Annotated in this window: 11 protein-coding genes; 2 read left to right on the forward strand and 9 right to left on the reverse strand. The window is 32.3% G+C overall.

The window, feature by feature from the left end:
• Window positions 1–323: 323 nt before the first annotated feature.
• From J8L88_RS22030 to J8L88_RS22070, 9 genes are all read right to left on the reverse strand, one after another.
• Window positions 324–1097: a hypothetical protein gene (locus tag J8L88_RS22030; RefSeq protein ID WP_051336211.1), complete on the reverse strand. Its 774-nt coding sequence runs from the start codon at window positions 1095–1097 to the stop codon at window positions 324–326.
• Complete coding sequence (locus J8L88_RS22035) at window positions 1094–1837, reverse strand: hypothetical protein (RefSeq protein WP_027394144.1); 744 nt, start codon at window positions 1835–1837, stop codon at window positions 1094–1096. Before J8L88_RS22035 ends, J8L88_RS22030 begins: the two co-directional genes overlap by 4 nt.
• A gap of 78 nt (window positions 1838–1915) precedes the next feature.
• Entirely contained in the window at window positions 1916–2272 is a 357-nt protein-coding gene (locus J8L88_RS22040) for a VOC family protein (RefSeq protein ID WP_211061867.1), read from the reverse strand.
• A gap of 79 nt (window positions 2273–2351) precedes the next feature.
• Window positions 2352–2870 (reverse strand): hypothetical protein, encoded by a 519-nt coding sequence (locus tag J8L88_RS22045; protein ID WP_027394146.1) that lies wholly within the window; start codon window positions 2868–2870, stop codon window positions 2352–2354.
• A gap of 13 nt (window positions 2871–2883) precedes the next feature.
• On the reverse strand, window positions 2884–4458 hold the full coding sequence (locus J8L88_RS22050) for an FMN-binding glutamate synthase family protein (RefSeq protein ID WP_027394147.1): 1575 nt from the start codon (window positions 4456–4458) through the stop codon (window positions 2884–2886).
• Window positions 4459–4471: 13 nt separating this feature from the next.
• Entirely contained in the window at window positions 4472–5755 is a 1284-nt protein-coding gene (locus J8L88_RS22055) for an amidohydrolase (protein ID WP_027394148.1), read from the reverse strand.
• A 13-nt stretch (window positions 5756–5768) separates the two neighbouring features.
• Window positions 5769–6305 (reverse strand): DsrE family protein, encoded by a 537-nt coding sequence (locus J8L88_RS22060; protein WP_147404308.1) that lies wholly within the window; start codon window positions 6303–6305, stop codon window positions 5769–5771.
• 134 nt (window positions 6306–6439) lie between these two features.
• Window positions 6440–8812 (reverse strand): PKD domain-containing protein, encoded by a 2373-nt coding sequence (locus J8L88_RS22065; RefSeq protein ID WP_211061868.1) that lies wholly within the window; start codon window positions 8810–8812, stop codon window positions 6440–6442.
• Window positions 8813–9001: 189 nt separating this feature from the next.
• Entirely contained in the window at window positions 9002–9289 is a 288-nt protein-coding gene (locus J8L88_RS22070; RefSeq protein WP_035085904.1) for a hypothetical protein, read from the reverse strand.
• Window positions 9290–9564: 275 nt separating this feature from the next.
• Between J8L88_RS22070 and J8L88_RS22075 the strand changes: the two genes are divergently transcribed.
• The gene (locus J8L88_RS22075; protein ID WP_027394152.1) at window positions 9565–11895 is read left to right on the forward strand and encodes an ATP-dependent helicase; all 2331 of its coding nucleotides are present in this window, start codon (window positions 9565–9567) and stop codon (window positions 11893–11895) included.
• Between the two features lie 420 nt (window positions 11896–12315).
• Window positions 12316–15696, forward strand: a complete 3381-nt coding sequence (locus J8L88_RS22080) for a starch-binding protein (RefSeq protein ID WP_211061869.1) — start codon at window positions 12316–12318, stop codon at window positions 15694–15696.
• Window positions 15697–15818 lie beyond the last annotated feature (122 nt).

The raw sequence follows: 15818 nt of genomic DNA on the forward strand, positions 1-15818 counted from the left end.
TGACTCGCTTATCAAGAAAACATAGTCTTCTTGATATTTATAAATACCCGTGCGTAAAAAGGAGGAAGAATGATGAACAGCTTCCAATTAAATATTCTGGTTTTGGACAGCTTGATTAGAAGAGTGTCTGGGTTCTTCTAAGCAAATTCATCAAACACAGGAGTATGTACTATTGTTTTACAGAATAAAACATATGTTTTATAACAAGAAAAAATGTCTTTTAGTATTTATAAACGTATCAAGATTGAAAAAAAGATCATCTTTTTATAGCGTGATTAAGTTAGGAGTGCTTTTTTTATTTTTATGTGCTTTCTTATTGGATTTTATTTTGCACTGATTACTTGAATTTCAGTTTCTTGTATCCAATTTTTTAAAAGATGTTTATTGGTGCTAAGTTCAGAAATGTAATAAACGGAATAAGAAGCAAAAACATCTGAATCTTCAATTCTTTCTATTTCTACTCCTTTAGAATCAATGTAATTTGAATGAATTAGATATAGTTGATCTTTTGTTTTTAGAATATATCCAACATGACTAGTATCAAATCCAATAAAATGAATTCCTTCTGTTAGAGTCGAGTTAATTTTAGAGATATTTTGATCAATAGAATTTTCTGAAATTTTCAAGACTTTAGATTCCACTCCTAAACTTTGTGCTTCATTAATTGGGCTTTGTTGAGCTAGTTTATACCTATTGATATTTACACCAATATGTTTTAGAGTTGTTGAAACAAAATACCCGCAAGCGATTTTCCCTTTCTTCGGGACGGATGTATGTCCTTCAAAAGACCATTCTGTACCTTCCCAAAATGGGATTATTCGATTTACTAAAGAAATTGTGAATAAATTAGATAAGGAATCAGTTGATGATCCCTTGTAATCTAGCTTTTTAGCTTGTATGCTGCTTTTTATTGATTCATAACTTTTGGACGAATCAGTTGCTAATTTTAGTTCTTTTAATGTTTGTATGTATTTGGTTTTTTGTTGATAAGAAGCTCTAGTTGTTTTGTGAGTCTCTTTATGTAAAACTTGTTCCTTGTTTTGCCCTTTGCATCCAAGATGTATAATAATCAATATTCCTAAAAGAGTTTCTTTCATTTTGGATTTATATTATTAATGATCAATATACCCGTTACTTGACTAATATCAAATCCTAAACTTATATTGTTACCATTATTATCTGTAGTGATGTTTGAAGAATTATGATAGTCAAAATTAGCACCCAATTCTAATTCGTTTTGATCAATATTATTATCATTCTCAAGAATTACTATGTTGCCAAAATCATACAATACCCGTATTTTTTTATCACTAAAATATTCTTTACTCTTTGCACCCTTCAATCCTTTCTGTTTGTTGTTTTTTAGCGAAGTATTTTTATTCTTTTCAAATTTAGAAATAGAAAGTACTTTATTGATTTTAAAGATATTTAGATCCGTTAATGAAAAGCTATATTTATTTTTTAGTATTATTTTATTTATTTCGTCCAGTTGTTGTTGGTTTGTTTTTGATTTAAAGATGATATCCCAATAATCCTTTTGTTTAAAATATGATGATTCGGGAGTAGGGAGTAGGGTTTTAGTTATGAATTCATTAATTGTATCCTTTGTGATAATACAAAATCCATATTGAATTTCCATTGGACTATAAGCCCCCATTTCATTTTTTGAAAAACGTGTTTTACATAGTATTTCCCCTTTCTGATTAATTGAAATTGGTATAATACTAGATTCAATAGTAGATGGACCGGTTATGCTTACCATTGAACTGGAAAGTGAAAACATGAATAGCCCAATAAAAAGAATGACAATTTTTGGTATATATAATTTCAAATCCATTTAAAAATAACTTCAATAATATAAAATACAGTTACAACAAGGGAAGAGATAATAATATGCCATTATTTATTCGTTTTTTTAAATAGCTTGACCGAATGTAAGAAGGTTACTATCTGGATCAAGTAAAGAAAACTCTTTCTGTCTCCAAGGTTTAGATTCTAATTTTCCATTCGGGTGGATACTTACATTATTACTTAATAAAGTCTGATATAGTTGTTCTATGTTATTAGTTCTAATATAAACTTGTCCATAATTTTTTTTAGGATCGATTTTTTTAAACTCAAAAAAATGAATTTGAATTTCATCTTTTTCGATCATTAAATATTCATTAAAATTAGTATTCCCAAACTCTTTAAACCCTAATTTATCAATATAGAAATCTTTAGTAACATTTTTATTTCTCATTGGTAGCTTGGGATTAATATCAGTCAACATAATTTTAATGTTTTATATATATGATTTTATTTGTTTCAGGTCAATAGGATATTGATTATATGTGAAATTCTAAATACGATTAAAATAAGTCTTCAACTTCAGTTTTAATAGCAGATAAAGCGGTATCACTAGGCGAACCTTTTTCTATGATCTCTGTTAGGATAAATTCTCTCATTTTATTAGCAGAGTCTATTTCTTCTTTCATTACTGTCTTTCTAATTAAAGCAATAGTTCCATTTTTAGCAGCTTTTACGATATTCCAACATTCATCGGATATGTAAATCTGCTGGGTAAGATTATGGTCAAATTCTTGTTCAATTGTATTTACCAATAATGATTCATAACTTTTTTTATCATCATCTATAGGAGCCGTTCTTAGTAATAGCTTACCAGGAGAAATTCTTTCTAAAAATAAAGCCATGCGCTCATAAGCCTGTAATCTTAAAGGAAGTGCTTGTTTTTGATTTTCTTGATGTAATAAAAACCGTCTTCGCTTTTCTTCATTATCTGTATGCGTTTTGAAATAAAAGAGTGCCAATATCGTAATAAAGAGAGAAGGTATTAGTGAGATTAGTAATGGAATAATTTCGAGATTCATGTATATTGTTTTACTATTTGTTAGTTATTTCTTTATAATTTCCTCCAAGATGAGCGCAATCTTTTAAATCTTGAGTACAAGTAAATTCTACAGGGGTTTTGCTATACTTAAAAGATTGTTCTAAGGTTTTTGTGAGCTCACCATCATCCACATTTACATCAATGTCTTTCATTGTAAATTGAGAAGGATGTTCATATCCAGCCGCGTGGGTTATTTCTATTAGTTCTTTCCGAAACGATTTAAAATATTGCGCCAGTCGATCAGATTTAAGAGGTACGTTTATTCCTTTTTGTAACCACTTACTTTGTGTAGCAATTCCTGCAGGACATTTATTAGTATGACAAATTTGCGCTTGTATACAACCGATACTCATCATTGCTTCTCTAGCTACATTAATACAATCTGCCCCCATTGCAAAAGCCATGGCAGCTTTTGCAGGAAAACCTAATTTACCACTACCGATAAAAACTACTCTATCTGTTAGATTGTGTTTTTGAAATATTTTATAAATAGCACTAAAACCATAAATCCAAGGTAGCGATACGTGATCAGCAAAACTTGGGGGAGCAGCACCTGTTCCTCCTTCGCCACCATCAATTGTAATAAAATCGGGGCCTCTATTAGATTTTACCATTAACTCCGCAAGTAGTTCCCATTGTTCAGTTTTACCAATTGCGGCTTTGATCCCAACAGGTAATCCCGTTTCTGAAGCTATATCCTCAATCAATTGTAATAATTCTGGAACATCTTTAAAAGCTTTATGAGTGGAAGGTGATAAGACATCTTTACCTATTTCTACCCCTCTAATTTTAGCAATTTCTGATGTGATTTTTGCACCTGGGAGTACACCACCTTTACCGGGTTTAGCTCCTTGAGAAAGTTTAATTTCGATGGCTTTTATAAATGGATTTTTTTCAACTAAAGTTTTCATTTTTTCCATAGAAAAGTTTCCATCCTCTGTACGAACACCAAAATACCCTGTGCCAAAATGAAAAACAACATCCCCACCATTACTATGATATGGTGATAATCCACCTTCTCCCGTATTATGATAAGCACCTGCCTTTTTTACTCCATTATTAAGAGAATCAATAGCACGAGCGGATAATGAACCATAACTCATCGCTGAGACATTGATTGCAGATGCGGGGCGATATGGTTTTTTACGTTGATTATATGCTCCCATTACCTTTGCACAAGGTAAAAAGGTTTTATCAAGCTTATTAGGATGATCCGTATTCATCTGAAAAGGAATCATACAATTTTTTATAAAAATATGTTGATGCTGATAAATATCTCGATCAGTACCAAACCCTTCATAGTTGTTTTCATTTTTAGATGAAGCATATACCCATCCTCTTTCAATTCTATTAAAAGGAAGTTCTTCTCTATTATTAGCTACAAAGTATTGTCTCATTTCTGGCCCGATACTTTCCAGAAGGTATCTAAGGTGTCCAACGATAGGGAAATTATGACTAACCGTATGTTTTTTGTTAAAGAATATATCTCTAATCGCAATGAATATAAGAGCGATTAAAATCCACATCCACCAAGATATAGAACTAATAAAATCTAATACAGTATCCATTTAGTAATTAAAATTATTGAGCATTTAAATAATCTAATGTTAATTGCGACATCACTTTTACACCTAGTAATAAACCACTTTCATCAATATAAAAATCAGGTGTATGGTGCGAAGCCGCTTTTTTTTCATCTGGTGATTTTCCTCCTAAGAAGAAGTAAAAACCAGGTACCACTTCTTGAAAATACGAAAAGTCTTCTCCTCCGGTAGTAGCTTTGGATAAAATTACATTTTCTTTTCCAGCAATTCCTTCTATGGTAGGCAACATTTTTGCTACAAGAGCGGGATCATTATAAGTGATAGAAGTATTGTTCTGAAAAGTTATGGTTGCTTCTCCACCATACGCTTTAGCAATAGCAGGAACCATCTCATTCATACGACGTATAATCATTTGACGCATTCTTGGGTCAAGTGTTCTTACCGTACCAATCATTTCTGCACTTTCTGGTATAATATTAAATCGTACACCACTAGTTATTTTTCCTACTGTTATAACTGCTGCTTCATCTACTAAAGGAGATTCTCTACTAATAATAGTTTGTAGACCGTCAATAATTTTTGCAGAAATTAAAATAGGATCAACTCCTGTCCATGGAGCAGATCCATGAGTTTGTTTTCCTTTTACATCGATTACAAAACGCTCTACGGCAGCCATGGTTCCACCTGGTTTGTATCGTATCATTCCTACTGGTGTTCCTGAATTTATGTGAAGTCCAAAGATCGCATCTACATCCGGGTTTTTAAGAACCCCTTCTTTGATCATTAATTTAGCACCACCTTCTTCTCCTGGTGGTGGACCTTCTTCTGCTGGTTGAAAAATAAATTTAACAGTACCACTTATTTTTTCTTTATTCTTACTTAAAACTTCTGCAACTCCCATTAATATTGCAGTATGCGTATCGTGTCCACAAGCATGACTTACACCAACCTCTGAACCAAGAAAAGTAGTTTTTACAGTCGATTTAAAAGGGACTTCTACTCTTTCCGTTACAGGTAATGCATCAATATCTGCTCTTAAAGCGACGACTTTTCCTTCTTTACCACCTTTTAGAATTCCTACAACTCCAGTTTTAGCTACATTTTCTGTTACTTCAATACCAAGGCTTTTTAGATGTTTTGCAATTTTTTTTGCTGTTTCAAATTCTCTATTCGATAGTTCTGGATTTTGATGAAAATCTCTTCGCCATTCTATCACCTTACTTTCTACTTTTTCTGACATAGAATTTATGGAAGGGTCTATTTTTTGCGCCTGTATACCGCAACATAACAGAAGTATGACGATTAGTATGTTGTTTTTCATAAAGTACGTTGAGTTAAAAATTAATGAGTCTAAAATCTTTATTTTGTAATTGCACTAAAGCAGTCATTGCCGATAACGAAAATTTTACTTTTGGATGTGTATCAGATTTAGAAATGTTTCTATGAGCCGCAGTTTGTCCGCATAAAATAACTTGAACTCCTTTTTCTGCAAGTGCAGAAATTAAAGCAGTATTAGGATTATTGATACCAAATTTCGAATTATAATTTTCATCATTTAATATATCATTAGCGGCACTCCCATGTATTACTAACGCAACTTTAAGTTTTTTTACAGATACTCCAGCATGTACGTGCATGTTAAGATATCTGGCAGCTGTATTTATTAAAGGATTTACTTTAGTACTATCATTAAAGGATCGCCCTACATCAAAAACTGCTTTTAAATCATTTGCGAGATCAGTTTTAAAATCTGGGTTCTTAACATCGTATGTTTTACCATATTCTGTAATAATAGTTCCTTTTATGGGTTCTTTTTGACAAAAAAGCATCCCAGGGAGTAAAGCGAGGAGAAATAAAAATGTGTGTTTCAAGCCTAGTAATTTTGGTTTCTAAAGATATTCAAAAATCTATTAAAGGAAAGTTAAAATGCATTTTTGATCATTATGAAACAAAAAAGCATATTTTTATATTTTAAAAATATGCTTTTGATGCTGGCTTAATTTTATTATAGTTTCACGAATTTACCAACAGATTTATTATTTATTAAAATCATATAAAGTCCACTAGATAATTTAGTTAAATCTACTTGAGGCTGTATGATCGTATTCATTACGACTTGTCCAGATGTATTTACAATTCTTATATCTTTTTCGTTAATAGTTAGTCCATCAATGATAAGTATATCTCTTGTAGGATTTGGATAAAAATTGAAAACACTGGATCCTTGACTTAGATTTAATTGAGATAAATCTACTGAGAATATTGATGAAATAGCATTACAGCCAGTTTCATTAAAAACTTCTACACTATAATCTCCTATTTGATCGGGTCTATACTGAGAATCATTAGCTCCAGTTATCATTACACCATTAAAATACCATTGGTATTGTGCATATATTGATTCTACTGTTAGATTTTTGGTGTCCGGAATTGAAAGGGTAGGAGGTTGTGGGTTCTCCTCGACAATTACTTGTATTTCCGTTCTAGTATTTGTTGTACAGTTATCAAAAGACCCTGATACATAATACGTTTGACTTGTTTGCAAAGTATTAGCTTCATACGTTGCTCCTGTATATAATAGATTTCCACCAGTTGGAGCATCATACCATTCAAATTCACTATTTCCGGTAACAGTTAAAGAAGCGGATTCACCAATACAAATACTTTGATTTTCGCCAATTGGTTGTTGCGGAATATTAATAGAAATAAAATCATCTCTTTGTCTAGTATCTTCACCAGCACTATTGGATGTAGTAAGTGATACACTATACGTTCCACTATTGGCATAAGTATGAGTTGGATTCTGTTCTGTAGAAGTGTTTCCATCTCCAAAATCCCAAGAATATGTATTTACATTATTTATTGTGGTGCTATTAAAATTAACTGTAGAACAATTTGTTGCTGCTTCAAAATTTGCTATTGGTGGTTGATTATTATCACCCGGAATATATTTACCAGATATATAATAATTACCGATAGAAGAGTAATCAGAATATCCATTACTTAGATTACCCTCGCCAACACCATCAATTTCTATAAAATACGTTCCAAACGTAAGATCTAAATCAATATTAGCACTAAGACCAGAAGGGTCTGAAGTAGCAATTTCTTCTCCAATACCATTTAGAATACGAGCTTGTATATTAAGATTAGGGTTGTCTGGGCTGGGATTGAAATTGAAGGATACATTTCCTGTTTCAATTACAAAAGAAAAGATGTCCTTATCGGTACGATTATGAATAAAGCCAAAATTTTGATCAGCACTGACATTTCCATCCGTATCTACCAGAATAGGAGTTGCTTCTGCTAGAACATCTTTATGATCATCTTCTCTAAAACCGATACCATTTTGTGATCCAGCGATAATTTCTATATCATCTTGTTGTTGTGTAGCATCATCATATTCTCCCATACTCCAATGGCCTATTGGTTTGCTGGCGCTCCATCCCATTATAGGAGACCATTGTCCGTGACCAGCATAATATTCTTCTCCAGGCCTACCATCATGACTTAGTCTTAATGTATGTCCTACTTCGTGTGATCCAGTTTCTCCAGCGGCTCTTGTAGATAAGTTATATACCCAACAAGGATTATCAGTCCTAGTAGAAGAAAAAGAACCTAAATACGCTACACCACCAGAACCAGGCGCCGCGTCATTAGTAGGAGTAAAAATACACATCATTCTTTTGTTTTGTGGAGCTGCATCATATAAATCTCTTCTAGTAGTTACATTTAGGTTGAAAGCACTAAAATCTTCAGCCATTATTTTCCAAATATCTATTATTTTTTGATCAGAAAAATTTGGAGATTGCGCATTAATTGTTCCTCCACTTACCCAACTTGTTCCAGAAACGACCTCTCCATCAAAATCTAAATAAATAATTCCTGGCGCTCCAGGAAGACTTTCTAATTGGGGAGGCATTCTCGAAGACGTATCATTTTTGTTTAACTGATTTTCTTCTTTAATTGCTTCAAAGTCTATACAAACTAGAGAATTAATATCAACTTCTTTTATGTATACCTTTCCTAGATCATTCGTGAAAATTTCATACCCCGTTTTATTATTTCTAAGCACTAAAGTCCCATCTATTTTATCTTTTGTTTTATATATTGTAAAAGTGGAGAGTTTTTCGTTATCAATACTTCCGATATAAGTAGTTTGATCATCTTGAACCTCTTCTACTTTAGTTGTTAAGGATACAGAAGCATTTTTTGCAGGTAAACTAATAGAAAAACTCCTTGATTTAGTAGTAAGATTTTTAATAAGACCCTCCACATTATCTGCAATTAATTGTGAAGAATTTTGCTGCGCATAAGTAGCAAAAGTATTAATTATAAAAAGGGTTGAGATGAAACTTTTGAGGTAGATTTTAATCATTTTTAGATTTCTTTAAATCATTAATTAGTATAGGTTTATTAGTTTTTTTAGTAAAATGGTTATGCGTTGATTAATAATCAACATAACATCTCTGAAAAGAGTTTATTGTTTGAAAATTGATAAATAAAAACTCTCAATATATCATTAAGAAAATATTGAGAGCTTTCATGGCAATAACACTTAAAATTTTTAAGAGATACTTATTATTCTTTCCAAAGGAATTATTGTAGCTTGTTTTAGAATTACTTCCTTATCAGTAATTCCCCAAATAGTGGTTTCTACTTTTTTTAAACCTTTACTATCAACAAATACAATTCTTACTTTTTGACGCTCTAAATTTCCTAACGATAGTGCTCTTTGTAATTCTAGAATTCTATCTATTTGATCTTTTCTTTTATTAAGGACATCCTCTTTTGGAAATGTTAGGAACTTTATTTGTTCTTTTTCTATAGGCTGGGGATTTATGTTTGGGGACATAGGAAAAAAATTAGGTTAATTTTGGGGTTTGTATAATCTGTTAAGATTATTAATTATGCTAAATATATGTATTTTATCTTACAAAAACTGCATTTAAACGATTTTTTTACTTAAAAAATTATCAATACTATAAGAAATAGGTGTCATTTGATATTTAAATTTGGTTGGAGACAATGTAGGTAAGACGTTGATGACTTGTTTATAAGTATCATTAATATTAGTTCAATAAAATAGATAGTTTACTTAAATTTCGAGGCTTATAAAACATAGAAGACTTGGAAGAATATTTAGCTGGATTGAATGATGCACAACGTGCTCCTGTACTGCAGAAAGATGGCCCTATGATTGTGATTGCTGGTGCTGGATCAGGAAAAACGAGAGTTCTTACTTTTAGAATAGCTTATTTGATGAATCAAGGAGTAGATTCATTTAATATCCTGTCCCTAACCTTTACCAACAAAGCAGCACGGGAAATGAAGAAACGTATTGCTGATATTGTTGGTGCAAGTGAAGCAAAGAATTTATGGATGGGAACGTTTCATTCTATTTTTGCTAAGATATTAAGAATAGAAGCTGATAAATTAGGATATCCATCTAACTTTACTATTTATGATACGCAAGATTCTCAGAGACTAATTTCTTCAGTGATTAAAGAAATGGGATTGGATAAAGATATTTATAAATATAAACAAGTACAGTCTCGTATTTCTTCGTATAAAAATAGTTTGATCACGGTAAAAGCATATTTTCAGAATGCTGAATTAGTGGAAGCAGATGCCATGGCAAAAAGACCGCGAATGGGAGAAATCTATCAGCATTATGTTGATCGATGCTTTAAAGCTGGTGCCATGGATTTTGATGATTTATTACTTAAGACTAATGAATTATTAAACCGTTTTCCAGATGTTTTAGCCAAATATCAGAATCGTTTTAGATATATATTGGTGGATGAGTACCAAGATACAAATCATTCACAATACTTAATTGTAAAAGCATTATCAGATAAATTTCAGAATATATGTGTAGTAGGGGATGATGCTCAAAGTATATATGCTTTTCGTGGAGCAAATATTAATAATATTCTAAATTTCCAGAAGGATTATGATAATGTACAACAGTATAGATTGGAGCAAAATTATCGATCTACAAAGAATATTGTTGAAGCCGCAAATTCTATAATTGACAAAAATAAAACAAAACTTGATAAAGTTGTTTGGACAGCTAATGATCCTGGTCCTAAAATATTAGTAAACAGGTTGTTGACTGATGGGGACGAAGGTCGATATGTTGCAAGTTCTATTTTCGAAAATCAAATGCAGCATCAACTGACTAATGGTCAATTTGCTATTCTTTACCGAACAAATGCACAATCCAGGGCTATGGAAGATGCACTTCGAAAAAGAGATATTAAATATAGAATTTACGGGGGATTATCGTTTTACCAAAGAAAAGAGATTAAAGATGTTTTAGCATATCTTAGGTTGATTATCAACCCAAAAGATGAAGAAGCTTTAAAGCGAGTTATCAATTACCCAGCAAGAGGAATAGGAGCTACAACTGTGGATAAACTGGTAGTAGCTGCCAATCATTATGATCGATCTATTTTTGAAGTTATAGAAAATTTGGATCGTATTAATCTTAAGATTAACAGTGGTACAAAAACTAGACTTGAAAACTTTATGAATATGATCAAGAGTTTTCAGGTAACTAATCAGAGTTCCGATGCCTTTGTGTTATCCGAAATGGTCGCTAAAAATACTGGTTTACTACAAGAACTTAAAAAGGACGGTACACCTGAAGGAATTGCCCGTATTGAAAATATAGAAGAATTGTTAAATGGTATTCGTGATTTTGTTGAAGAACAGAAAGAATTAGCTGACGAGACAGGAACTTTGGCTGAGTTTCTAGAGGATGTAGCGTTAGCTACAGATTTAGATCAAGATACTGGAGATGATGATAGAGTGGCTTTAATGACTATACATTTAGCAAAAGGATTAGAGTTTCCGTACGTGTACATTGTAGGTATGGAAGAGGATTTATTTCCTTCTGGGATGAGTATGAATACCCGATCAGAGTTAGAAGAGGAAAGAAGACTGTTTTATGTAGCACTTACAAGAGCCGAGAAGCAGGCATATTTAACTTATACACAATCTCGCTATCGATGGGGGAAATTAGTAGATGCAGAACCTAGCCGTTTTATAGAAGAAATTGATGATCAATATTTAGAATATATCACTCCAGTCGATACTTATCGTTATAAACCTTTAGTGGATACTGATATTTTTGGCGAAGTTGATAAAAGTAAATTAAGACTTAAAAAACCTGTTTCTGGATCACCTCCGGTTTCTCATAAACCATCAGAAGAACAACTACGTAAATTACGAAAACTAAGACCTGTGTCTAATGGAACAACAAGTACTCCTAAAACAAATCTTTTTGATGGAGATTTAGTACCGGGAACTATTGTAGAACATATGCGTTTTGGAAAAGGGAAGGTTCTTCAATTAGAAGGAGTAGGGCAAGATAAAAAAGCTGAAATTAATTTTGAGAATGGAGGTATAAAAAAGCTTTTATTAAGATTTGCGAAGTTAAAAGTGATAAGTTAATACTCGCATTTTTGTCTTTTAAAATTATAGTATTAAAAGATTTTTATTTGATTGTCACTAGCTTATAGATAGTCTTTAGATATCCTTAAAAACTTGTTTTTACTGGTTTATTAATGTTGTTGTTTTTATAATTTGTTAATTCTTTACTTCAATAATTAAAGAATTTTAAGAATTAGGTTTGTGAGTTAACAAAACAGATTATTTGTTATATTCCTTGCTAATTTTTTAATCATTCTTCATAATTTTAACTCTATAAGAATTAAATATCAACACTCAATCGTTTTCGTGTAAAATCGATTCTTCGATAATTATATTTTCCCGTTTTTTTTTAGAAATATTTATTACAACGTTTGAGTAATTCCCTTATAAAAGGGATGTTTTCTAGAGCGTCTTTTATTAACACACAAACCAAACTTAATTATGAGAAAATTACTCTATTTAGGGGTATTATTGTGCTTATGTATACCTAGAGTAGGTAGTGCACAGTCAGAAAGAAATCTCCCATTTTCTTGGGACAATCTTACAGTTTATTTCCTTATTACAGATCGTTTTAATAACGGAGATACTACTAATGATTCTAACTTTGATCGATTTCAGGATAGTGGAAACAATGAATTGGATTTCCATGGAGGAGATATTTCTGGAGTTACACAAAAACTTGAAGAAGGATATTTTGATGAGCTAGGAGTTAGTGCTATTTGGGTTACACCAGTTGTAGAGAATAGACATGGATTTAATAATCCACCTGCAGATGATCCAGCATTCAGAGATTATCCATATCATGGATATCATACAAATGATTGGACAGCCTTTGACCCTAATTTTACAAGTGCTGAAGATTTTGAAGAGTTTATTGATACGGCACATGATCACGGAATAAGAGTATTGGTAGATATTGTAATGAATCATTCTGGCTATAGAACATATAAGAGTGTAAATGGACAGTTAGAGTTTGTCGATGAAGATTATCCTTCAGATTGGGTACGATTACAATGCGGAACTGAGAATGGAGAGCTTCCTTGTGATGATTTAACAACTCCTCTTTTTGGCTTACCGGATATTAGAACGGAATCCTTTAATACAGTTAATCTTCCGCAATGGTTATTAGATAAGTGGGATGTAGAAGGCAGAAGGCAACAAGAAATAGATGAATTGGATGCATATTTTGCTAGAACAGGGAAACCTAGAGCTCCGAGATATTACTTAATAAAATGGTTAACCGATTGGGTTAGAGAATATGGAATTGATGGATTTAGAGTAGATACCGAAAGACATGTAGGTGTTGATGCTTGGGCTGAGCTTAAAGATGAGGCTGTTTCAGCGCTAAAAGAATGGAAACAAAACAATCCAACTAAAAAATTGGATGATTTAGATTTTTACATGACTGGAGAGCATTCTGGGGTAAATATAATAGGTAATGTTGGAGATCAATTACCAGATGATTTTACCGTAGGAAAATTCAATAGTATGATTAATTTTCGTTCTCCGAAAGAAGCTTATACCGATTTAGGTCAGGAAGAAATATTTAGTTCTTTTGCTGCAAAACTAAATAATAATGATGGTGGTTTTGGTACCCCTGGAGAGTACAACATGATAAGCTATCTGAGATCTCATGACTTTAGTGAATTCTACACGGGTAATATGTTTGAAGGAGCTGTAAAGTTATTATTATCTCCAGGTGGAGCGCAGATTTATTATGGTGATGAATCGGGGCGTCAGTTTTTTAATGCTACAACATATGTGGATGCTGGCTATCGTTCTGATATGAATTGGGATTCTATAGATGATGCCATGTTATTACATTGGAGGAAATTAGGAAAGTTTAGAAGAGAACATATTTCCATCGGTGGAGGTTCACATCAGAAACTAAGTGATGCTCCTTATATTTTTAAGCGTGAATATAATCGTAATGGTCAAAATGATAAAGCATTAGTATTCCAGGGGCAAGATAATGACTTCGAAGGAGCACTTAATGTTTTCGGAATGTGGCCAGATGGAACTGTACTTAAGGATTATTTTTCTGATACAACGGCAACAGTCTCTGGCGGAACTATAACTTTTGGAACAACTTTTGGAATTGTTTTGGTTGGAGAGCCTTTTGACCTTTCAGATTCTGTTACATTATCTGTAAATCCAATTTCAGGAGTTTATACTGATACTGTAACTGTTGAAATGAATGGATCTACAACAGCTTCAGGTTCGGCTACATCTATTTTTTATACTACCGATGGTTCTAATCCTACCGCATCCAGTACTTTATATTCTTCATCTTTTGATATAAGTAATACGACTATTATAAGAGCGATAGCTATCAATACAGAAGGAAATGAATCAGAAGTTATTACACGTAACTATGTAATAGGTGATGGAGAACCGTTTAATGTCTATTTTAAAAAACCATCTAGTTGGTCATCTGCAAATATTTATTTATTTAATCAAAATACTGGAGATGCACTACCTGGATTTCCAGCTTGGCCTGGAGTTATTATGGATAATGTAGAAGATACTCCTTGGCTTACATATAATATAGATCAAGATGTACAGGTTGGTATTGTTTTTAATGATAATGGTGGAGATCAAACAGATGATTTAACAAGATTAACAGAAGGTTGGTATGATAATCAATGGTTTGATAGTTGTCCAAGTGAATGCCCTACTGTTTCACAACCTCCTGTGTTAACAGTTTCTCCTGGTTCTGGTACGTTTAATGGAAATGTAGATATAAGTATGAGTTCTACTAGTTCTGGAGTAATATATTATACCTTGGATGGATCAGTCCCAGATGCTACAAGTACAGAGTATTCAGGATCTTTTGTCATTTCTTCTTTAGGAGTTAATGAATTAAATGCAGTTGCTATAAATAGTGCAGGAAGTTCTTCAGTAATTAATAGAATATATACTATCGAAGATACAGCAGGATATACTGTTAATTTCAGAAAACCAAATAGTTGGGGTGTTGCATATATTTATCTATATGATAAAAATGCAAATACTGCAATTCCAGGGTTTCCTGCTTGGCCAGGAATACAAATGACTCAACTAAGTGATTCTCCTTGGTATTCTTATACAATTGAAGAATCTGTTGAGGTTGGTATTGTTTTTAATGATAACGGAGGATCTCAGACGGATGATTTGTTTAGAACAACAGATGGTTGGTATAATAGCAGTTGGACAGATACCTGTCCTGGAGAATGTCCGGGAGTAATTGTTGATACTTCATTTGATGTTTATTTTAAAAAGCCTTCTTCTTGGAATACTGCTTTTATTTATTTGTATGATAAAAATGCAAATACTTCGATATCAGGAGCTCCCGCTTGGCCCGGAGCAGAGATGAATGAGATTATTGGATCCCCTTGGTATTCTTATGTAATTGATGAATCTGTTGAAGTAGGAATTGTTTTTAATGATAATGGAGGATCACAAAGTAATGACATGTTTAGGACTAGTGATGGTTGGTATGATAATCAATGGTTTGATAGTTGTCCTAATGAGTGTCCATCTGTAGATGATATCAAAGGCTCTTTTTCCGATAAAGTTCCGGGAAATGACTCATTGCAGCTAGTAAAAGCTTGGCCGAATCCTTTTACTGAATCCTTGACATTATCTTTTACCGGAAATATGAATGATAATCGTGTTAGTATAGAAATATTTGATCTTGCAGGAAAGAATACGAATACTACACTTATCAAGGATAACAAAACAAATACAATAACCATGGATACGGCAAACCTTCCTAAGGGGATTTATCTTCTAAAGATAATTTCTAATAAGAATGTGAAGGTGATGAAAATGGTTAAATAGATTATTATTTTATTGAAATAAATAGAAACCTGTTAGGGAATATCCTTAACAGGTTTTTTTTTGATTAAATATCAAGTGTATCTTTAAAATGAGTACTTTTTTTAAGTTAGTAAAGTAATTTT

Source organism: Aquimarina sp. MMG015, assembly GCF_018100855.1.
GTDB classification, from domain to species: domain Bacteria; phylum Bacteroidota; class Bacteroidia; order Flavobacteriales; family Flavobacteriaceae; genus Aquimarina; species Aquimarina latercula.